16 protein-coding genes are annotated in these 20,232 nt (G+C 68.4%); 15 read left to right on the top strand and 1 reads right to left on the bottom strand.

Annotation, left to right across the window (positions count from 1 at the left end):
• Positions 1-53: 53 nt before the first annotated feature.
• From KBX08_RS05835 to KBX08_RS34365, 9 genes are all read left to right on the top strand, one after another.
• Positions 54-1,301 carry a sugar ABC transporter substrate-binding protein gene (locus KBX08_RS05835; protein ID WP_210781512.1) on the top strand — a complete coding sequence of 416 codons (1,248 nt, stop codon included), beginning with the start codon at positions 54-56 and terminating at the stop codon, positions 1,299-1,301.
• 76 nt (positions 1,302-1,377) lie between these two features.
• Positions 1,378-2,331: a carbohydrate ABC transporter permease gene (locus KBX08_RS05830; RefSeq protein WP_210781511.1), complete on the top strand. Its 954-nt coding sequence runs from the start codon at positions 1,378-1,380 to the stop codon at positions 2,329-2,331.
• Positions 2,328-3,158: a carbohydrate ABC transporter permease gene (locus tag KBX08_RS05825; protein WP_210781510.1), complete on the top strand. Its 831-nt coding sequence runs from the start codon at positions 2,328-2,330 to the stop codon at positions 3,156-3,158. Before KBX08_RS05830 ends, KBX08_RS05825 begins: the two co-directional genes overlap by 4 nt.
• A gap of 8 nt (positions 3,159-3,166) precedes the next feature.
• Positions 3,167-4,348: a mandelate racemase/muconate lactonizing enzyme family protein gene (locus tag KBX08_RS05820; protein WP_210781509.1), complete on the top strand. Its 1,182-nt coding sequence runs from the start codon at positions 3,167-3,169 to the stop codon at positions 4,346-4,348.
• Positions 4,345-5,553, top strand: coding sequence for a fumarylacetoacetate hydrolase family protein (locus KBX08_RS05815; protein WP_210781508.1), 1,209 nt, complete (start codon positions 4,345-4,347; stop codon positions 5,551-5,553). The genes KBX08_RS05820 and KBX08_RS05815 overlap by 4 nt, the downstream gene beginning before the upstream one ends.
• Positions 5,550-7,067: an aldehyde dehydrogenase family protein gene (locus KBX08_RS05810; protein ID WP_210781507.1), complete on the top strand. Its 1,518-nt coding sequence runs from the start codon at positions 5,550-5,552 to the stop codon at positions 7,065-7,067. Before KBX08_RS05815 ends, KBX08_RS05810 begins: the two co-directional genes overlap by 4 nt.
• Positions 7,068-7,391: 324 nt before the next feature.
• Positions 7,392-7,550 carry a hypothetical protein gene (locus KBX08_RS05805; RefSeq protein WP_210781506.1) on the top strand — a complete coding sequence of 53 codons (159 nt, stop codon included), beginning with the start codon at positions 7,392-7,394 and terminating at the stop codon, positions 7,548-7,550.
• Between the two features lie 20 nt (positions 7,551-7,570).
• Positions 7,571-8,773, top strand: a complete 1,203-nt coding sequence (locus KBX08_RS05800) for an RNA-guided endonuclease TnpB family protein (RefSeq protein ID WP_210781505.1) — start codon at positions 7,571-7,573, stop codon at positions 8,771-8,773.
• Between the two features lie 99 nt (positions 8,774-8,872).
• Complete coding sequence (locus KBX08_RS34365) at positions 8,873-8,998, top strand: hypothetical protein (RefSeq protein WP_255750828.1); 126 nt, start codon at positions 8,873-8,875, stop codon at positions 8,996-8,998.
• A 111-nt stretch (positions 8,999-9,109) separates the two neighbouring features.
• Here KBX08_RS34365 and KBX08_RS05795 read toward each other — a convergent pair whose 3' ends face one another.
• On the bottom strand, positions 9,110-10,633 hold the full coding sequence (locus KBX08_RS05795; RefSeq protein WP_210781504.1) for an alpha-N-arabinofuranosidase: 1,524 nt from the start codon (positions 10,631-10,633) through the stop codon (positions 9,110-9,112).
• A 285-nt stretch (positions 10,634-10,918) separates the two neighbouring features.
• On the opposite strand from KBX08_RS05795, the gene KBX08_RS05790 reads away from it, so the two are divergent.
• From KBX08_RS05790 to KBX08_RS05765, 6 genes are all read left to right on the top strand, one after another.
• On the top strand, positions 10,919-13,291 hold the full coding sequence (locus tag KBX08_RS05790) for a glycoside hydrolase family 3 N-terminal domain-containing protein (protein WP_210781503.1): 2,373 nt from the start codon (positions 10,919-10,921) through the stop codon (positions 13,289-13,291).
• Positions 13,292-13,579: 288 nt separating this feature from the next.
• Positions 13,580-14,602 (top strand): LacI family DNA-binding transcriptional regulator, encoded by a 1,023-nt coding sequence (locus KBX08_RS05785; RefSeq protein ID WP_210781502.1) that lies wholly within the window; start codon positions 13,580-13,582, stop codon positions 14,600-14,602.
• A gap of 91 nt (positions 14,603-14,693) precedes the next feature.
• Positions 14,694-16,877, top strand: a complete 2,184-nt coding sequence (locus KBX08_RS05780) for an esterase family protein (protein ID WP_210781501.1) — start codon at positions 14,694-14,696, stop codon at positions 16,875-16,877.
• Between the two features lie 104 nt (positions 16,878-16,981).
• On the top strand, positions 16,982-18,322 hold the full coding sequence (locus KBX08_RS05775; protein ID WP_210781500.1) for an ABC transporter substrate-binding protein: 1,341 nt from the start codon (positions 16,982-16,984) through the stop codon (positions 18,320-18,322).
• Between the two features lie 76 nt (positions 18,323-18,398).
• A complete protein-coding gene (locus KBX08_RS05770; RefSeq protein WP_210781499.1) occupies positions 18,399-19,340 on the top strand; it encodes a carbohydrate ABC transporter permease in 942 nt (313 codons plus the stop codon).
• Positions 19,340-20,224 carry a carbohydrate ABC transporter permease gene (locus KBX08_RS05765; protein ID WP_210781498.1) on the top strand — a complete coding sequence of 295 codons (885 nt, stop codon included), beginning with the start codon at positions 19,340-19,342 and terminating at the stop codon, positions 20,222-20,224. The genes KBX08_RS05770 and KBX08_RS05765 overlap by 1 nt, the downstream gene beginning before the upstream one ends.
• Positions 20,225-20,232: the final 8 nt, after the last annotated feature.

Below are 20,232 nucleotides of genomic sequence, written 5' to 3'. Positions count from 1 at the left end.
ACGATCGTTGCAATTTCATCGGCTTGACGCCAACTCGTAACAGTGGAGTAACGATGGGTAATAAGCGCGCTCATTTCGGCATCGCCAGGGCGACATGTGCCCTCGGCCTGGTCGCCACCCTCCTGACCGGTTGCGGCTCGGACGGCGATTCCGGCGACGGCGTCACCAAACTGACCTTCGCCGCCTCGACCTTCGGCGACCCGGGCCGCGGGCCCCTGCTGACGAAGTGGCTCGACGAGTTCAACCAGAGCCAGACCAAGGTCCAGGTGTCCGCCGCCGCGGTGCCGTACCCGACCTTCGGCCAGACCGTGCTCACGCAGATGGGCAGCGGCAAGGGCCCCGACCTGATCCGCTTCGACATGCCCGAGTTCGAGGCGGCCTCCGACGCCGGCCTCGTCGCGCCGCTGGACAAGGTGATCGACGCCAGCAAGTACGACCTGCTCAAGCAGCCGGACCAGTTCATGGTCCACGACGGTGTCCGGCACGGCGTCATCTTCGAGGCGTCGAACTACGCGATGTTCTACAACGCGGACCTGATCCCGACGCCGCCGACCACCTACGAGCAGTTCACCTCCACCGCGAAGTCGCTGACCAAGGGTGACGTCTTCGGCCTGGCGTTCCGTCAGACGGAGGCCGAGGAGGCCGGTGTCTGGCAGGACATCTTCAACTACGTCTACGGCTTCGGCGGCGCGTGGTCCGACGGCAAGAACCTGACGATCAACTCGCCCGAGAACCTCAAGGGCCTGCAGGCGTTCAAGGACCTGTACGACGCGAACGTGATCCCGCGCGGAGCGGACGCGGCCACCTTCCGGCGGATGTTCGCCGAGGGCAAGGTCGGGATGGAGCTGAACAACGGCGGCTACGTGACCGCCACCCGCGGCCAGAACGCGAAGCTGAACTTCAACGTCGCGCCCATCCCGTTCCCGGTCCGCAAGCAGGGCGCGATCCTCGCACCGATCGTGATCAACGAGGCGAGCGAGGGCAAGGACGAGGCCGGCACCTTCATCAAGTGGGCGCTGGAGCCGCAGAACCAGGTCAAGCTTCAGGAGATCCTCGGCGCGAGCAGCGTGGCCACCACCACGCAGCGCAGCGCGGAGGCGCTCAAGGCGACCCCGTTCCTCCCCGTCTTCGACGGGCTCACCGAGACCAGCCTGCCGCAGATCGTCCTGGGGTTCGAGGCCAAGACGCCGGACATCCGCAAGGTGGTCGTGCAGAACGTGGTCGCGGCACTGCAGGGCAAGGCCGACCTCAAGTCGGCACTGGATCGCGCCCAGCAGCAGGCGAGCGAACTGGTCCGCTGACCGCTCGACACGGCGACGCTGCCGGCGCAACGATCCGTGCGCCGGCAGCGTCCTTCCCCCAGAAGGATCGAACCCGATGACTGTGGTCGAGCAGACCGGAGCACCGAAGACACCAACCCCAGGCCGGCCCCGGCGTCGGCCCAGCCCACTGGGCAGCAAGTGGACGCCGTACCTCTTCCTGGCACCCGCCGCCCTGTTCATCCTCGTCTTCCAGGTGGTACCCCTCGTTCAGGAGGTGTACCTCAGCTTCACCAGGACGAGGCTGCTCAACCCCACCCGCAGCGAGTGGGTCGGGCTCGACAACTTCAACCGGATCTTCGGTGACCCCGAATTCCACCGCACGCTGCTGATCACCTTCGTCTACGTGATCACCTGTGTGGTCGTCGCGATCGGCGCCGGGCTCGCCGTCGCGCTCCTGCTCAACAAGAAGTTTCGCGGCCGGGGCGTGGCACGGGCGCTGGTGACCGTCCCCTGGGCCGCTCCGGGCATCGCGGTCGCGCTCATCGCCACCTGGATGCTCAACGCGCAGTACGGCATCGTCAACCGCTTCCTCGACGCGGTCGGGCTCGGCGTCCCGGGTGGCGCCATCCTGGACAGCTCGCGCTACGCGCTCCCGGCAGTGCTCGCCACGACCATCTGGCAGCTGTTCCCGTTCACCTCCGTGGTGCTGCTCTCCGCCCTGCAGTCCGTTCCGCAGGACCTCAACGAGGCCGCGACGGTGGACGGCGCCGGACGATGGGCCACCTTCCGCGCGGTCACCTGGCAGGTCATCAAGCCGACAGTGGGCCTGCTGGCCCTGCTGATGACGATCTGGTCGCTGCGGCGGTTCGAGCTGATCTGGCTGATGACCAAGGGCGGACCGGTCGGTGCCACCGAGACGCTCGTCATCGACCTCTACTCGCAGGCGTTCGACTCGAAGGAACTCGGATCGGCGGCGGCCATCGGAATGGTCGGCGTCGTCATCTCGCTCATCGTCATCATCGGCAGCCGCCTGGTCGCCCGTGCCGTGGAGAAGGGGGACGTCCGATGAGGCGCTTCCGATTCGGTGTCACCGCACGGATCATCGCCGTGCTCGTCGTGCTGGGTGTCGCGGTGTTCCCGCTGTACTGGATGTTCGTCACGGCGCTGTCCAGCAACAGCGACCTCTTCGCCGACAAGCCCCGGCTCACGCCCGACCTCGGCCAGTTCGGGGTCTTCGTGGACGCGCTCGCCGAGGGCAAGGCGGCCGGGTGGCTGCTCAACAGCCTGATCATCGCCGTCGGCACGATGGTTCTCTCCGTCGGCCTGGGCATTCCGCTCGGGTACGCGCTGTCCCGGTTCTCGTTCTGGGGCAAGGCCGTGCTGACCGTCGTGCTGCTGTTCACGCAGATGCTTCCCGAGGCGCTCATGGTCGTCCCGCTGTTCGCGCTGTTCCGCCGCTTCGAACTGCTCGACTCGCTGACCGGCCTCGTCCTGGTGAACTCCGCCTTCGTCCTGCCGATCGTCGCGCTGATCCTCAAGGGCGCCATCGACGGCATCCCGAAGGAACTGGAGGAGGCGGCGCGCGCCGACGGCGCCCGGCCCTTCACCACCCTGACCCGCATCAACGTGCCGCTCATCGCACCGTCGATCGCGGCCACCGCGGTCATCGCCTTCTTCCACGCCTGGAACGAGTACGTGTTCGCGGTGACGTTCATCTTCAACCCCGATCTGCAACCCGCCTCCGTCGGCATCGCGAACTTCATCGGCGAGCTGGGTACACCGATCCAGACGGTGATGGCTGTCGCCTTCCTGTTCACACTGCCCGCCGTCGCCTTCTACCTGTTGGTCCAGAAGTACGTGGTGTCCGGCATGACCGCCGGTGCGGTGAAGGGTTGAGCCGAAAGATGAAGATCGTCTCTGTCGACACACTGGTCGTCGACTTCTACCGTACGAACCTCGTCATCGTGCGGGTCCACACCGACGAGGGGATCGTCGGGCTCGGTGAGGCCACCCTGGAGGGCAAGGAACGTGCCGTCCAGGGTGCCATCGCCGAGCTGGCCGAGGCGGTGGTGGGCCTGGATCCCACAAGCATCTCGAAGATCCTCTACGAGACCGCGCGGGACTGGTACTGGCGCGGCGGGCCGGTGATCATGACGGCGTTGAGCTCGCTGGAGATGGCCCTGTGGGACATCTCGGCGCGCGAGCTCGGCGTGCCGGTCTCCCGGCTTCTCGGCGGCGCGACCCGCGACCGGGTCCGCGCGTACGCCAATGGTTGGTTCTCCGGCGCCGTCACTCCGGAGGACTACGCGGCCGCCGCGCGCCGGACCGTGGAGTCGGGCTTCCGGGGCCTCAAGTGGGACCCGTTCGAGAACTACGACCTGACCATCACCACCGCGCAGCTGGACCGGGTGCTGGCCCAGATCGACGCCGTCCGTCAGGCGGTGGGCCGCGAGGTGGAGCTGTTCGTCGAGGGGCACGGCCGCTTCGACGTCCGCCACGCCATCAAGGTGGCGAAGGAGATCGCCCAGTTCGACCCGGTGTGGTTCGAGGAACCCTGCCCACCGGACAACCTCGACGCGCTCGTCGACATCCGTCGCGCGTCGCCGGTGCCGATCGCCGCGGGGGAGCGGTGGTACGGGCGGCAGGGCTTCGCGCCGGCGCTGGCCCGCCAGGCGGTCGACTTCGTCCAGCCCGACGTGACGCACGCCGGCGGGATCGCCGAGCTGGCCTTCATCTCCACGCTCGCCGCGACCAGCTACGTGGGCTTCGCGCCGCACAACCCGAGCGGTCCACTCAGCACCGCAGCGACGCTGCAACTCGGGGCGACGTTGCCCAACTTCCGGTACCTGGAGATCATGGCGACCGACGTGCCCTGGCGTCCCGAGATCACCAACGAGCGGCTGGTGCTGACCGACGACGGAGACATCCTCATCCCGACCGGGATCGGCCTGGGCATCGAGGTGGATCTCACAGCGATCGAGCAGCATCCGTTCACACCGCACCCGCTGCGGATGTTCCAGGACGCCGTCTTCGACATCCGTCCCCGCGACGAGCGGTCCTTCTTCAACCTGGAGAGCGACTCATGACGCTGCCACGGCCCCGGGGGTCGGCCGCGGCCGCGGACTGGGTCGGTACCGCCGCCGAAGCGTTGCCGGACGATGCCGACAGCGTCCTCATCGGCCGCATCTGGGACCCGTCCGGCGACGGCCCCTCACCGGTGACCGTCCGCGACGGCGAGGTCATCGACATCAGCCACCGGTTCCCGACCGTCCGCGACATCTGCGAGCTGCCCGATCCCGCCGCGACGGTGGCCGGGCTCGACGGGCCGAGGGTGGGCGACTTCGGGGAGATACTGGCCAACACGGGGGCCGCGACCCGGGACCGTGGCACGCCCTGGTTGCTCACCCCGGTCGACCTCCAGGCGCTCAAGGCCGCTGGCGTGACCTTCCCGATCTCCATGATCGAGCGGGTGATCGAGGAACGGGCGCGGGGAGACCTGGCACTGGCGGCGGACATCCGGCACCGCATGCTCGCCGACGTCGGTGTCGACCTGCACAACCTGGAGGCGGGCTCACCGGAGGCGGATCGGCTCAAGAGTCTGCTGGTCGCCGAGGGCATGTGGAGCCAGTACCTGGAGGTGGGCATCGGCCCGGACGCCGAGATCTTCACCAAGGGACAGATCCTCTCCGCCGTCGGCACCGCCGTTCCGGTCGGCGTGCTCGCCGCGTCGACCTGGAACAACCCGGAACCCGAGGTCACGCTCATCGTCCAGTCCAGTGGCCGGATCGTCGGCGCCACCCTCGGCAACGACGTCAACCTGCGTGACATCGAGGGCCGCTCGGCGCTCCTGCTTCCCCTGGCGAAGGACAACAACGCCTCCTGCGCCCTCGGCCCCCTGATCCGGCTCTTCGACGACCGGTTCGGCATGGATCGGATACGCGAACTCGAGGTGCGCCTGCAGGTTCGCGGCGAGGACGGCTTCCACCTGGAGGCGGTCTCGGAGATGACCCAGATGTCACGCGATCCCGAGGAACTGGTCCGGCAGCTGATCGGGCCGCACCACCACTATCCCGACGGCGCCGCCCTGATGCTCGGCACCATGTTCGCGCCCATCCAGGACCGGGACCGCCCCGGTGAGGGCTTCACCCACAAGGTCGACGACGTGGTACGGATCAGCTGCCCGGCGCTCGGCACCCTGGTCAATCGGGTGTGGCACGCGGAGGAGTGCGAGCCCTGGCACTTCGGCGTCCGCGATCTCATGGGCAATCTGGTAAGGAGAGGACTGCTGTGAACGTGGTCAGCACTGTCGATCCGCGCGACGGTCAGCGTCGCGCGACGGAGCTCACCGAGACCGACGAGTCTCGACTGGAGGTGATCGCCGGTCAGACGTCCCCGGCGGCGCAGTGGCTGGCCGCGCGCGGGAGGCTCGGCCGCGCGGAGTTGCTGGACGCGATCGCCGCGTCGCTGGAGTCCCGTCGGGTGGATCTGGTCGCTGCCGCCGAGGCGGAGACCGGGCTGAGCCACGCGCGACTCGACGGGGAACTCACCCGGGCGGCGCTCCAGTTCCGGATGTTCGGCGAGGTGCTGCGCGACGGCGCGTACGTCGAGGCCACCATCGACCACGCCGCCGACACCCCGCTCGGCCGAGGCCCGGACCTGCGGCGGATGCTGGTACCCCTCGGGCCGGTCGCGGTCTTCGGGGCCAGCAACTTCCCGTTCGCCTTCTCGGTCGCCGGCGGTGACACGGCCGCGGCGCTCGCCGCCGGGTGTCCGACGATCCTGAAGGCCCACCCGTCGCACCCGCTGACCTCGCACGCCTCCGCCGCCGCGATCGAGTCGGCGGTCCGCGACCTCGGCGGGCCCGAGGGTGTCGTCGCGACCGTGTACGGGGAGCAGGCCGGTCGCGCGCTGGTGCGCCACCCGGCGATCCGCGCAGCCGCCCTGACCGGCTCGGTCAACGCCGCCCGCGCCATCCAGGCGGCCATCGACGAACGGCCCGACCCCATTCCCCTGTACGCCGAACTGAGCAGCGTGAACCCGATCGTCGTCCTGCCCGACGCGGCCGCCGCCCGAGCCGACCAGATCGCCGAGGGGCTGTTCGGCTCCTTCACGAACTCGGGCGGTCAGTTGTGCACCAAGCCCGGCCTGGCGTTCGTTCCGTCGGATCCGGGTGGTGACGGCCTGGTCGACGCGCTGCGGGCCAGAGTCGACGCGTCGGGCGGCACGCTCCTGCTCAACGAGCGCATCCGGGACGCGTTCGAGGACCGGTCCACGGAGTTCGAACGGGCCGGCGCCCGGCTGTCGGCGCGGCCCACTGTCGAACCCGGGGCGGGCTTCACGGTGGCACCGACCCTCCTGGAGGTCGACCTCGCCGGCCTGACCGCCGAGATCGCCGACGAGTGCTTCGGCCCGCTTTTGGTAGTGGTCCGCTACGACGACGCCGCCGACCTCGACGCCGCGCTGGCCTCCGTCCCGCCGTCGCTGACCGGTTCGCTCCACAGCGGACCGGGCGACGACGCCGACGTCGTACGCCGACTGGTCGACGTGCTCGCCGCCCGCGCGGGTCGCATCGTCTTCGACGGCTACCCCACCGGTGTCCGGGTGTCGTGGGCCCAGCACCACGGTGGCCCGTGGCCGTCGACAAACGCCGTGCACACGTCGGTGGGCGCCACGTCGATCCGACGGTTCCTCCGCCCACTGGCGTGGCAGGACGCCCCGGCCTGGGTCCTCCCCGAGGAGTTGCGCGACGAGTACACCGCCATCTCCCGGCGAATCGACGGGAGGTTGCAGCCAGCGGTCGAATAACCGGGTCTGCCGGTTTCTTTTGGGCGCGTTTCCGGCCCACCTGCGACTGGCGCGCGAATTCCTCGACGACATCGACCCGACAGCGAATTCGCGCGCCAGTTGTCCTGGTGCCGCTGAAGCGCGCCCGAATTGTTTGGACGCGATTCTCTGTTCCGATTTCCGTCTTCACCGTCAATGCAATTCATGGTTGTGTTTTCGGCAGGGAACGATGTTAGCGCTCGCATAGCTGCATCGCTCGTTACTGGTATCCCTTCACCTCACCATCGAATGGTCGGTCGGCCGCTCGGTGCGGTCTGACCCACACGCCGAAGAGGGAGCAGGAACATGCCCGTCGCACCTCCCCGTCCCCTGATGCCGGCACCGACGCGCCGGCTGATGCTCGCGTTGCTCGCCGCCGTCACCGCCCCGCCCGCCTCGGCCGCACCCCCCGCGCTCCTGCGCCCGACCGTCTACCAGTGCGGACGTCTCCGAGATCAGCCATAGACCAACGCTAGAATCGATGCGTGCAGCTTCGGTGCAACTACCGGCTCTACCCGGACGCCGCCCAGCGTGAGGCGCTGGCGAAGGCGTTCGGGTGCGCGCGGGTGGTGTTCAACGACGGGCTGCGCGTGCGACAGGAAGCACACGAGGCTGGCCTGCCGTATCCGACGGACGCCGAGTTGTCCAAGCGGGTTACCGTGGCCAAGTTGACCCCGGAGCGTGCGTGGCTGGGTGAGGTGTCATCGGTGGTGTTGCAGCAGGCCCTCGCTGACCTGAACACTGCGTACCGCGCCTTCTTCGCCTCGCTGTCGGGCATGCGCAAGGGTCGCAAGGTCGCCGCTCCCCGGTTCCGGTCCCGCAAGGACAGCCGGCAGGCCGTCCGGTTCACCGCCAACGCCCGGTTCAAGATCCTCGACAACGGTCGACTGCGGCTGCCGAAGATCGGCGATCTGGAAGTCCGTTGGTCGCGGGAGCTGCCGGCTGCGCCGACGTCGGTGACGGTGGTCCGGGACGCCGCCGGTCGGCACTTCGCCTCGTTCGTGGTGCAGACCGCCGACCAGCCGTTGCCCGAGCTGGACTCGGAGGTCGGCATCGACCTGGGGTTGACGCACTTCGCAGTGATGTCCGACGGGACGAAGGTGAGCGCGCCGAAGTTCCTGCGCCGTGCAGCCCGCAAGCTGCGCCGGTTGCAGCAGGGCTTGTCCCGCAAGCAGCGGGGCAGCAACAACCGCAAGAAGGCTGTCCGGAAGGTCGCCCGCGCGCACGCGAAGGTGGCCGACACCCGGCGGGACTGGCAGCACAAGCTTTCGACGCAGATCATCCGCGACAACCAAGCGGTGTTCGTCGAGGACCTGTGCGTGGCTGGTCTCGCCCGGACACGGTTGGCGAAGTCGGTGCACGACGCTGGGTGGTCGCAGTTCGCGGCCATGCTGGAGTACAAGGCCGCCCGGCGCGGGCGCACCTTCGCTCGGGTAGGTCGGTTCTTTCCGTCGACGCGCATGTGCTCGGACTGCGGCCGGATCAACGATAAGATGGCGCTCAACGTCCGGACGTGGGGCTGCCCATGCGGCAGCCTGCACGACCGAGACGTGAACGCCGCCAAGAACATCAGGGCCGCCGGACGGGCGGACCTCAACGACCGTGGAGCGCAGGTAAGACCGGCACCCGTGCCGGCACCGCGCGGCGAAGCGGTAACCCGCCGAGAGCTTGCCCCTTCGGGGGCGTAGCAGACCGGAATCTCCGCCCTCCAGGGCAGAGAGGACGTCAAGCGTTCACCCACGACTGTCGACTTCTACGCGGGTGACAGGCACCTCGGGTCGGCCCCGGTGCGCCACGGCGTCGCCCGGCTGAAGAAGACCGTCAGTGGTGAGCTGAACGCGCCGGTGGTCGCCCGCTACCGGGGCGACAAGCTCTTCAACGACTCTGACAGCGATCCCGTCGACGCCCGGTAACAACAGGCTGGATCCCGTACTCCCTGTGGTGGGGAAGCCCCCGGCCGCGCACCCCTGGTGATTGCCAGGGTGTGCGCGGCCGGGGCATGTCCGGGACCGTTCGTCAGCCGATCACGGGGTCGTGTCGGCGGCACGCAGGCGCAGCATGGTCCAGGACGCCGGCGGAAGAGTCAGCTGGACGCTGGCGTCGGCGCCGCGTGCCGTGTCGTTGGGGCGCGGCGCGGCGTGGTCCGGACCGTCGGCCGTGTTCTTGGCGTGCAGGTCGGTGCCGCCGACGGTGACGCACTCGATGATGTCGCTGACCTGCGCGCCGGCGACGTCGATGGTCACCTCGGCCGGGGTGTCGAGGACGCGGTTGACGAGGAAGACGGTCATCTCCCCGGTGGTGTCGTCCCAGGTGGAGACCGCGTCGACCGCGTTGATCTCACCGTAGCGGTCGGTGGTCGTCGTGCTGCCCTCGCGCAGCACGTCCAGCACCGTGCCCTGAGCGTGCCGGGCGGTGCGGGCGAAGGGGTGGAAGATGGTCTGCCGCCAGGCCGAGCCGCCCGTCTCGGTCATGATCGGTGCGATGACGTTTACCAGTTGGGCCTGGCACGCCGCGCTCACCCGGTCGCTGTGCCGCAGCAGGCTGATGAGCAGGCCGCCGACGACGACCGCGTCGGCCACGCTGTAGTGGTCCTCCAGCAGCGGCGGTGCGACCGGCCAGTCCTCGCCGCTCGGCGGCGTGGACGGGGCGGCGGACTGGTACCAGACGTTCCACTCGTCGAACGCGATCATGATCTTCTTGGTGGACCGACGGATCGCTCCGACCGAGTCGGCGATGGCGGTGACGGCGTCGATGTACCTGTCCATGTCCTCGGCCGAGGCGAGGAAGCTGGCCAGGTCGTCGTCGACCGGCTGGTAGTACGCGTGCAGCGAGATCAGGTCCACGTCGTCGTACGCCTCGGTCAGCACGTCACGCTCCCAGCTGCCGAAGGTCGGCATACCGAGGTGTGAGGAGCCGCAGGCGACGAGTTCGAGATCGGGATCGAAGCGGCGCATGGCCTTCGCGGTCTGCGCCGCCAGCCGCCCGTACTCGGTCGCGCTGCGCTGGCCCACCTGCCACGGGCCGTCCATCTCGTTTCCCAGGCACCACAGCTTGATTCCGTACGGATCGACGGCGCCGTTGTCGCGGCGCTGGTCGGCGAGGTGGCTCCCGCCGCGGTGATTGGCGTACTCGAGCAGGTCGACGGCCTCGGCGGTGCCACGGGTGCCCAGGTTGACCGCCATGATCGGATCCACCTCGGCCTTGCCGACCCACCGCATGAACTCGTCGAGCCCGAACGCGTTGGTCTCCAGGCTGTGCCAGGCGAGGTCGAGCCTCGCCGGTCGTTTGTCGACCGGGCCTACGCCGTCCTCCCAGCGGTAGGAGGAGACGAAGTTGCCGCCGGGATAGCGGACCGTGGTGACGCCCAACTCACGCACCAGCGCGAGGACGTCGCCCCGGAAGCCGTCGGCGTCGGCCGTCGGGTGCCCCGGCTCGTAGATTCCGGTGTAGACGCAGCGACCCAGGTGCTCGACGAACGAGCCGAAGAGTCGACGTGGCACCGGCGCGACGCGTCGGCGGGGGTCCAGGGTCAGGCGGGCCGTGTTCACGCCGTTCTCCGGCGCGCTGTCGAGGTGGGTGTTCAGGGCTGGCTCCCTTCGTGCAGGTCCGACGCCGGCAGCACTGCCCGAGCGCCGGGACCGAGGGGTGGTGGAGGCACTGTGAGCTCTGGACAACGTGATCGTCTTCGATTACGTTCTCGATCTATGTAAACGTTACCGATTACGTTTACGTAAGGGAACACGACGCCTGGACCAATGTCTGGCCGGCATCCCCCCGCGGGTCCTGCCGCCCCGGCCGAAAGACCAGCTTGTCGCGGTGATTGGGGTGACCGGGTGACCACTGTTGAGCCGGAGATCGAAGCGACCTACAGGGATGCGACGGCACCGGTCGACGAACGGGTGTCGGACCTGTTGGCCCGGATGACCCGCGAGGAGAAGCTCGCGCAACTGGGCAGCACGTGGGCGTTCACACTGCTGGAGGGCGGACGGTTCGCGGCCGAGCGGGCCCGGCCGATCCTTCGACACGGCCTGGGGCACGTCACCCGCATCGCGGGCGCGACCAGTCTGAAGGCGGCGCAGGTGGCGCGGGCCGCCAACGCGATCCAGCGCTTCCTGGTCAGCGAGACCCGGCTGGGGATTCCGGCGATCGTGCACGAGGAGGTCTGCTCGGGGGTCATGGCCCGCGAGGCGACCATCTTCCCGCAGGCGATCGGCGTCGCGAGCACCTGGGCACCGGAGCTGAACCGGCAGCTGGCGGACGTTGTTCGCGCACAGATGCGCGCCATGGGAAGTCATCAGGGGCTCTCGCCGGTGTTGGACGTGGTGCGCGACCCACGGTGGGGCCGGACGGAGGAGACCTACGGCGAGGACCCGTACCTGGTGTCCCGGATGGGGGTGGCGTTCGTCAGGGGCCTGCAGGGCGCCGAGCTGGCCGACGGCGTCCTCGCCACCGCCAAGCACTTCGTCGGCTACGGGGCGTCCGAGGGTGGGCTGAACTGGGCGCCGGCCCACCTGCCGCCGCGTCTGCTGCGCGAGGTGTACCTGTATCCGTTCGAGGCGGCGGTCCGTGACGGCGGGCTCCAGTCGGTGATGGCCGGCTACCACGAGCTCGACGGCGTCCCGTGCCATGCCAACCAGGAACTCCTCGCCGACGTCCTGCGTGGGCAGTGGGGCTTCACCGGAACCGTGGTCTCCGACTACTTCGCCGTCAACGACCTCCACTCGTACCACCACTTCGCCCAGGACAAGCAGCAGGCCGCGACTGTGGGCCTCGGCGCGGGCGTGGACGTCGAGCTTCCGGCGACGGACGCGTACGCGGACGCCCTCACCCGCGCCCTGAACGCCGGCGAGGTCAGCCAGGCCCGGCTGGACGAGGCGGTCGCACGGATCCTTCGGCACAAGGTCGAACTCGGGCTCTTCGAGAACCCGTACGTCGACGAGGATGCGGCCTCGACGTCGGCGAACGCCGAGCGGCACCGGGACGTGGCGCTGGAGATCGCCCGCCGCAGCCTCGTCCTGCTCAAGAATGACGGCGTCCTGCCGCTGCTCGCCGGCGTCGGAACCGTCGCTCTCATCGGCCCGAACGCCGACGACGCCCGACACCTGCTCGGTGACTACTCGTTCGTGGCCCACATCGAGGCGTTGGTCCAGGCGCGCAAGCGGCGCGGCCTGCTCGGCGAGATGATGACGATCCCCGACGATCTGGAGATCGACGAGAGTACCGAGGGTGTGCCCACGGTGCGGGACGAACTCGCGGCGCGGCTGGGCGACCGGCTGCGCTTCGCCCGGGGCTGCGACGTGCTCGACCCGTCGAACGAGGGGTTCGCCGAGGCGGTCGCCGTCGCCTCGGCGGCCGACGTCGCGGTGCTGGTCCTGGGTGATCGCTCGGGCGTGACGCCCGGGGCCACCACTGGCGAGTCGCGGGACCGGTCCAGTCTGGATCTGCCGGGCGTGCAGGAAGCGCTTGTCCGTGCCGTCGTCGCCACCGGCACGCCCGTCGTGGCGGTGCTCGTCGCCGGCCGACCGGTGGGCAGCGACTTCCTGCACGAGGAGTGCGCCGCGGTGCTGATGGCCTGGTTGCCGGGGGAGACCGGGGCGCAGGCGATCGCCGAGGTGCTCCTCGGTGAGGTCGACCCGAGCGGGAAGCTGCCGATCTCGTACCCCCGCGGCGTGGGCCAGATCCCCGTCTTCTACGGCCACAAGGTGTCCGGCGGGCGGTCACACTGGCACGGCGACTACGTGGATTCGCCGGTCGCCCCGCGGTACGTCTTCGGCCACGGCCTCGGGTACACCTCGTTCGTGATCGAGGACGCCACGGTGGAGAGCGCCGAGGTTCGCGCCGGGGACACCGTCGGTGTCGAGGTCACGCTCACCAACACCGGACACCGGGCGGGGGAGCAGGTGGTGCAGCTCTACGTCCGCGACCCACAGGCCACTGTCACCCGGCCGGTGCTGGAGCTGAAGGCCTTCGCCCGCGTCGAGGCCGCCGCCGGCCAGCGGGTGGCGGTGCGGTTCGCGCTCCCCACCGGCCAGCTCGGTTTCTACGACCGGAGCATGGCCTACGCGGTGGAGGCCGGGCAGATCGAGGTGTACGTCGGCTTCTCGGCTGCCGACCACACTCATGCCGGCACCTTTGTCATCAGTGCGGACCCGGACCGGCCGACGTCGAAGGTCTTTACCGGGGCCGTCGAAGTTCGGCAACTGTGATCGTTCACCCGGGGACGGGGAATGGTTCTTGACGGAGCGTGCCGTCCTGTTGTCAACGGGTGGCACCAACGCGGAAATCGGGCCCAATCCGACCCCCGGCAGAGGATGCCGATTGCGTTATCCGCAACGGCGTCCGAAGGTCATCGCGCCCTTGCGGGCGTCCGGTTAGGACCTTGTTCTCGACGGTCGGTCAAGGACGAAGAGGTCTTGTGTTCGTAATCGTTCTCAGTTACGTTGGCAACATCCTGGAAACGTAACCGATAACGATTGCAGTCCAGAGAGAGCGGCATGATTGAAGTCAATGCGCCGGTAACAATGAGTGATGTCGCCCGAGCTGCTGGCGTTTCCACCGCCACCGTCTCGCGCGTCGTCAACGGGCATTACGGCGTCAGCGCTCGCACTGTCGCTCAGGTGCGCTCCGCCATCGAGCAGCTCGGCTACGAGTCGAGTCTGGTGGCCACCAGCCTTCGGCGCAGCCGCACCAACGTTCTGGGTCTCGTGGCGCACAGCTTCCAGTCGTACACGGCGGAAGTGCTCAAGGGCGTGATGAAGGCGCTGAGCCGATCGGGCTTCGATCTGATCATCTATGCCAACAGCGACCTCTACGGGTCGTATTCGGAGGGTTGGGAGCAGCGCCACCTGACCCGACTGTCGGGCACCCTCACCGACGGGTGCATCGTCGTCACGCCCTGGGGTGATTTCCGGACCCGGACGCCGGTCGTGGCCATCGACCCGGTGCGGGGCTCGACGGCACCCTCGGTGATTTCCGACAACTTCGCTGGCGCCACCACGGCGGTCCAGCACCTGCTCGGCCTGGGCCATCGACGCATCGGGTTCATCGCCGGCCGGGACAGCCTGGCCTCGGCCTGGTCCCGGGAGGAGGGCTACCGGGCCGCGCTGACCACCGCCGGGGTTCCGGTCGACCCGACACTGATCGGCCGAGGAGATTTCAACCCGGAGTCGGCGACTCCGCTGGCGCGCGTCCTGCTGCAACGACCGGACCCGCCATCGGCGATCTTCGCGGCGAGCGACGGGATGGCCCTCAAGGTCCTGGAGGTCGCCAGGGAGCTGGGGTTCTCGGTGCCGGGGGACCTGTCCGTCGTGGGGTTCGACAACATCCCCGAGTCGGCGTTGACCCAGCCGGGTCTGACCACTGTGGACCAGTCGATGTATCAGCTCGGGTACGAAGCCGCGCGGATGCTGAAGTCACTGGTGACCGGGGAGTGGGACGAGCCGAGCCAGATCGTGCTTCCGACCAGCCTCGTCGTGCGCGACTCGACAGCACCGCCGAAGAGCGCGGCAGCGGCCTGAAGGAGGTGCACGCACCACACGGCAGATCCACCGTTGAGTTGAGCCGGCCAGTCGGGTCGCATCCGCTGCCGGCACGTGAAAGGAGTGGAGTGTGGCTACCGAACAGTATCACGGGCGTTTACGCCGTCTGGGCGTACGTCGGCGGCTCTCGGCGGCGTTCACCGCCGGGGTCATCGCCACCGCGGCGGTGCTCCTCGCGCCGCAACCGGCAGCGGCGGACACGCCGTGGCTGGACGTCTCCGCGGACCGCTACGCCACGTTCGCCGTTCCCGCGGCGTACGTCCAGGAGAACCTGGGCACCGTCTCGCAGGTCGTCGTCGAGGGAAACTTCGGCCCGTCGGCCAGCTGGGCGGAGTTCGGTCTGACCCGCCGGGGTGACGTGTGGTCGGGTGTTCTCGGCGCGCTGGAGCCCGGGCTGTACAACTACCAGCTCACCGCCGACGACACCTTGACCATCAAGGACCCGACGAACAGCACCGGTGTCGCGTCCAACCCGCTCCTGAGCACCTTCTTCATCGCGGGTGACTCGGCCCGGTGGCTGGTCGACGCGCCAGCCGGCACCGGCGGGAAGATCGAGACGCTGACCTATCGGACCAGGAACGCACAGCGCTCCGCCCTGGTCTGGACGCCACCGGGTTACGCGGCCAAGGGCTCCAAGGGATACCCGGCGCTCTTCCTGCAGTCGGGTGACGATGTGGCCGCCACCGACTGGCTCGACCTCGGCCGATCCAAGCAGATCCTCGACAACCTCTCGGCCGCGCGTGCCATGAGCCCGATGGTGGTGGTGATCAACGACGCCGACGCCTCGGACGACAGGGAGTTGAAGGACCTCCGGAAGGCGGTCACCGACACCTACCGGGTCCTTCGCGATCCGGCGCACCAGGCGATCGCGGGTGTGTCCGACGGCGGCACGCAGGCGTTGCGGGCAGCGCTCACCAAGCCGGGTCAGTTCGGGCACGTCGGTTCGTTCTCGGGCACGTCGGCCCCGCAGATCGACCGGAAGGACGCCAAGGCGATCAACCGCGGCGTCAAGCTGCTCCGCCTCTACACCGGCAACGTCACCGATCCCGCGTACAACCCCACCTACCGGCTGACGAAGGCGTTGACCCGAGCTGACGTCCGGTTCGAGTTCGACGGGGTCAACCCGGACGGCGGCGCGACCTGGACCACCTGGCAGGAGAACCTCGTCGATTTCGTGCCGCGGTTGTTCCGGCACGTGGCGGACCACGGGCCGAGCCCCGGTCACCAGCCGCTCAAGCGGGAGTTCGCCCCGCCGCCGGCCGGCACCACCCCGACACCCTTCATCAGTGAGGACGGGTTCGTCACCTTCGAGACGACCACGGACTTCACTGACGCCCAGCACGTCACGGTCTGGGCGAACGTCGCGCCGGGCGGCAGTTGGCTGCGACTGCCACTGACGCGCGACGGTGACCGGTGGCGGGCAACAGTGGGTCCGCTGAAGCCCTGGTTCTACTACTACCGGCTGATCGTGGACCGGGTCGCGGTCAAGGACGCCTCCAACCCGACGACTGTCACCACCGAGCCGATGTGGAGCACCTTCTTCATCCCGGGGCCGGGTGCCCGACTGCTGTCGGACGTGCCCGCCGGTCGCGGCGGCAAGGTCGAGAGCATGACCTATCCCAGCACGGTGGCCGGCCAGGACCGCACCGCGCTGGTGTGGACCCCACCGGGGTACGACCCGAACCGGACGCAGCCGTACCCCGTCCTCTACCTCCAGCACGGCGGCGGCCAGAACTACACGGACTGGGTCGAGATGGGCCGCGCCAAGCAGATCCTCGACCACCAGTTCCTCGACGGCGACCTCACGCCGATGGTCGTCGTGATGGGCAACGGCAACTCGTCGAACTTCAACAGCGAGTTGCGGCAGAACATCGTTCCGACGGCCCGTGCCCGCTACCACATCTCCAGCGATCCGTCGCAGCAGGCCCTCGCCGGCCTGTCGATGGGCGGCGGGCAGGCGTTCGGGGTGCTGCGGGCCTACCCGGGCGAGTTCGCCTACGTCGCCGCGTTCTCGGCCGGTTTCGGCAGCGGCACCGGCGTCGACGTGGCGGCGATCAACAACGGCACCAAGATGCTGCGCCTGTACGTCGGTGACCAGACCGACTTCGTGTACCCGAGCTTCATGGCATCGCTGACCACGTTGGACAACCTCGGTATCCGCTACGAGTTCGACGGGGTCACCCCCGGGCCGCACGGCTGGGACGTGTGGCAGAAGAACCTCATCGACCTGGCGCCCCGTCTGTTCAAGCGCTAGGAGCCTTCGCCGGCGACGCCACCGGGAGCAGGGCTTCCTGCCCCCGGTGGCGCCCGCCAGCGCACGGATGCAGTGCACCGCCATCGCCGAAGGGAACCATCTCAATGAAGAGAAGACGAATACTCGCCACGGTAGCCATGCTCGCGGCGGGGACCGGCCTCGTCGCCTGCTCCTCCGACGAGGGCGGCAGCGACGCGAGCAATTGCACGAACACCATCACCAAGCAGAACGTGCCGGTCGTGACGATGTGGGGCTGGTACCCCAACACCCAACTCGTCGTCGACAACTTCAACAAGCAGCACGACGACGTGCAGGTCTGCTGGACCAACGTCGGCCAGGGCAGCGACGAGTACGACAAGTTCCAGACCGCCATCTCGGCGGGCACCGGCGCACCTGACGTGATCATGGTCGAGGCGGACCGGATCCCGACGTTCCAGATCCAGGGCGCGCTCGTCGACATCAAGCAGTACGGCTACGACGCGGTCAAGGCCAACTACAGCGAGGGCGCCTGGAAGGACGTGTCGGTAGGCGACGCGGTCTACGGCGTACCGGTCGACGGTGGCCCGATGGGCATGATCTACCGGAAGGACATCTTCGACAAGTACAAGATCACCCCGCCGAAGACCTGGGCCGAGTACGAGCAGGCCGCCCAGAAGGTCAAGGACGCCGGCGGTCCGCTCTTCGGGGACCTCGGCGCGAACGTCCCGGCGGTCCTGATGGCGCTCCAGATCCAGAAGGGCGCCACGCCCTTCACCTCCGATCCGGCGCAGCCGAACGCTATCGGTGTGAAGCTCAACGACCAGGCGTCCAAGGACGTGTTGGACTACTGGGGCGGCCTCGCCAAGAAGGGCCTGGTCGGTACGCAGGACCAGTTCACCCCGGAGTACATCTCCGGCGTGATCAACGGCAACTACGCGACGTACATCTCGGCGGCCTGGGCGCCCGGCTACCTCACCGGCGCCGGCGTCGGTAAGGGGCAGGACACCGGCAAGTTCGCGGTGGCGCCGCTGCCGCAGTGGGACCCGGCCAACCCGGTGCAGGTCAACTGGGGTGGGTCGGCCTTCTCGGTGACCAAGCAGGCGAAGAAGCCGGAGCTGGCCGCGAAGGTCGCCTACGGGCTCTACGCCGACAAGGAGTCGCTCACCGACGGCTGGACCAACCAGATCATCTTCCCGCTGAACCTCACGGCGCTCAAGGACCCCGCGTTCGCCGACCTGAAGGTGGCGTTCTTCAACGGCCAGCAGGCGAACAAGGAGGTTTACCTTCCCGCCGCCGAGGCCTACAAGGGTGTCGCGTACGCCCCCTTCGGTCAGTACTACCTCGATGCCATGACCAAACAGGTCAGCGAGATCATCAAGGGCTCCGTCACCGGTTCGCAGGCTGCCGACCGGCTCCAGGAGGACGTGGCGAAGTACGCCAAGGAACAAGGCTTCACCGTTCAGTGACCGGACGGGTGGGCCGCGCCGGCACTGGCCGGCCGGCCCACCCGCCCCCCTCAGCGTCCACGTCCCGGAGACCAAGATGACATCCCTGACCGAGAAGCGAGCACCGCGTCCTCAGCCTGAGGCGCGCAAGATCCGTGGCAAGGTGCACCTCCGCGAACACCTGATGGGGTGGCTCTTCGTCGGGCCGTTCGGGGTCGTGTTCCTGGCGTTCCTCATCGCACCGCTGGGGTACGCGCTGTACCTCAGTCTCTTTCAGAAGAAGCTGATCGGCGGCACCAGCTTCGTTCTCTTCGACAACTACGTGAAGGCGTTCACCGACCCGAGCTTCCTGTCCGGGGCGTGGTTCGTCATCCGCTTCTCGCTGGTCTCGATCCCGCTGCAGATCGTCATCGCGCTCGCGCTGGCCCTCATCCTGGACTCGGTGACCACCCTGTTCGCTCGCTTCTCCCGCCTCATGATCTTTCTGCCGTACGCGATCCCCACCGTGATCGGGGCCGTGATGTGGGGGTTCCTCTACAGCCGGGGCTTCGGCCCGCTCACCGACATCTTCGGGCTGTTCGGCGCCACCGCACCCGACTTCCTGAGCAGCGACCTGATCTTCTACGGGCTGCTCAACGTCGTCACCTGGCAGTGGGCCGGCTACTACATGATCATTTTGTACGCGGCGTTGCAGGGCGTCGACCCGACGCTCTACGAGGCGGCCCGGATGGACGGCGCCGGGCGGTGGCAGATCGCGACGCGGATCAAGATTCCGCTGATCGCGCCCGCCCTGATCCTCATCCTGGTCTTCTCGCTCATCGGCACCCTGCAGTTCTTCAACGAACCGCAGATCCTGCGCTACCTCGCCGCGGGCACGATCGGCGCGGACTTCACCCCGAACATGTACGCGTACCAACAGGCGTTCTCGCTCGCCAACTTCAACTACGGGTCGGCGATCTCCTTCGCCCTCGGCGGGCTCGTGTTCATCTGCGTGTACGCCTTCCTGTTCTTCACCCGCAAGCGGAGGAGCTTCCTCTGATGACCGACCACACCAGCGTTCGCGCCGGCGCCCGCCGACCGCAGCGCTATCTTCCCCTTCAGATCCTCCTCGGCTTCCTGGTGATCTACTTCCTCGTACCGTTCTGGTGGGTCATCGTCAACAGCTCCAAGGACGCGCCCGGCCTGTTCGGCGGCGGCAACACCCTCTGGTTCACCGACCAGATCGACTACCTCGGGAACCTGCGGCAGCTCTTCACCTACGACGGTGGCATCTACCTGCGGTGGATGCTCAACTCCACGCTCTACGCCATCGCCGGCGGAATCGGCGCCACCGTCCTGGCGGTCATGGCCGGCTACGGGTTCGCCAAGTACCGGTTCGCCGCCCGGCGCTTCAGCTTCGCCATCGTGCTCGGCGCGCTGATGGTGCCCGCCACCGCTCTGGTCATCCCGACCTTCATCATGTTCTCCCGGCTCGGCCTGACGAACACGGTCTGGGCGGTGATCCTCCCGTCGCTGCTCAACCCGTTCGGCGTCTACCTGATGCACGTGTACGCGCGCGACGCGGTGCCCGACGAACTCCTGGACGCGGCACGGGTCGACGGCGCGGGAGAGGTACGGACGTTCCTTCAGATCGCTCTTCCGCTGATGCGTCCCGCGGTGGTCACCGTGCTGCTCCTGTCGGCCGTGGCGTCCTGGAACAACTACTTCCTGCCGCTGGCCATGCTCTCCGACAACCGGCTCTTCCCGGTCACCGTCGGCCTCGGCCTCTGGCAGGGAATCGCGTCCGCGAACAACGCGGGAACCACCTCGCTGTGGAGCCTCATCATCCTGGGTTCCCTGGTGTCAGTGATCCCGCTGATCATCGCGTTCTTCAGTCTGCAACGACACTGGCGCGGCGGCCTCTCCGTCGGAGGTCTCCGGTAGGCCGCACC

This window comes from Micromonospora sp. H61, from assembly GCF_018070325.1.
Taxonomy (GTDB): Bacteria; Actinomycetota; Actinomycetes; order Mycobacteriales; family Micromonosporaceae; genus Micromonospora; species Micromonospora salmantinae.
Note: the sequence above shows the minus strand (reverse complement) of the source record. Positions and strands in the feature narration are given on the sequence as shown.

Excerpts from the sequence above, each read along its gene's own strand:
- KBX08_RS05775 (WP_210781500.1), top strand. The coding sequence starts at position 16,982 with ATGAAGAGAAGACGAATACTCGCCACGGTAGCCATGCTCGCGGCGGGG.
- KBX08_RS05820 (WP_210781509.1), top strand. The coding sequence starts at position 3,167 with ATGAAGATCGTCTCTGTCGACACACTGGTCGTCGACTTCTACCGTACG.
- KBX08_RS05765 (WP_210781498.1), top strand. The coding sequence starts at position 19,340 with ATGACCGACCACACCAGCGTTCGCGCCGGCGCCCGCCGACCGCAGCGC.
- KBX08_RS05835 (WP_210781512.1), top strand. The coding sequence starts at position 54 with ATGGGTAATAAGCGCGCTCATTTCGGCATCGCCAGGGCGACATGTGCC.
- KBX08_RS05770 (WP_210781499.1), top strand. The coding sequence starts at position 18,399 with ATGACATCCCTGACCGAGAAGCGAGCACCGCGTCCTCAGCCTGAGGCG.
- KBX08_RS05805 (WP_210781506.1), top strand. The coding sequence starts at position 7,392 with ATGCCCGTCGCACCTCCCCGTCCCCTGATGCCGGCACCGACGCGCCGG.
- KBX08_RS05830 (WP_210781511.1), top strand. The coding sequence starts at position 1,378 with ATGACTGTGGTCGAGCAGACCGGAGCACCGAAGACACCAACCCCAGGC.
- KBX08_RS05815 (WP_210781508.1), top strand. The coding sequence starts at position 4,345 with ATGACGCTGCCACGGCCCCGGGGGTCGGCCGCGGCCGCGGACTGGGTC.
- KBX08_RS05825 (WP_210781510.1), top strand. The coding sequence starts at position 2,328 with ATGAGGCGCTTCCGATTCGGTGTCACCGCACGGATCATCGCCGTGCTC.
- KBX08_RS05785 (WP_210781502.1), top strand. The coding sequence starts at position 13,580 with ATGATTGAAGTCAATGCGCCGGTAACAATGAGTGATGTCGCCCGAGCT.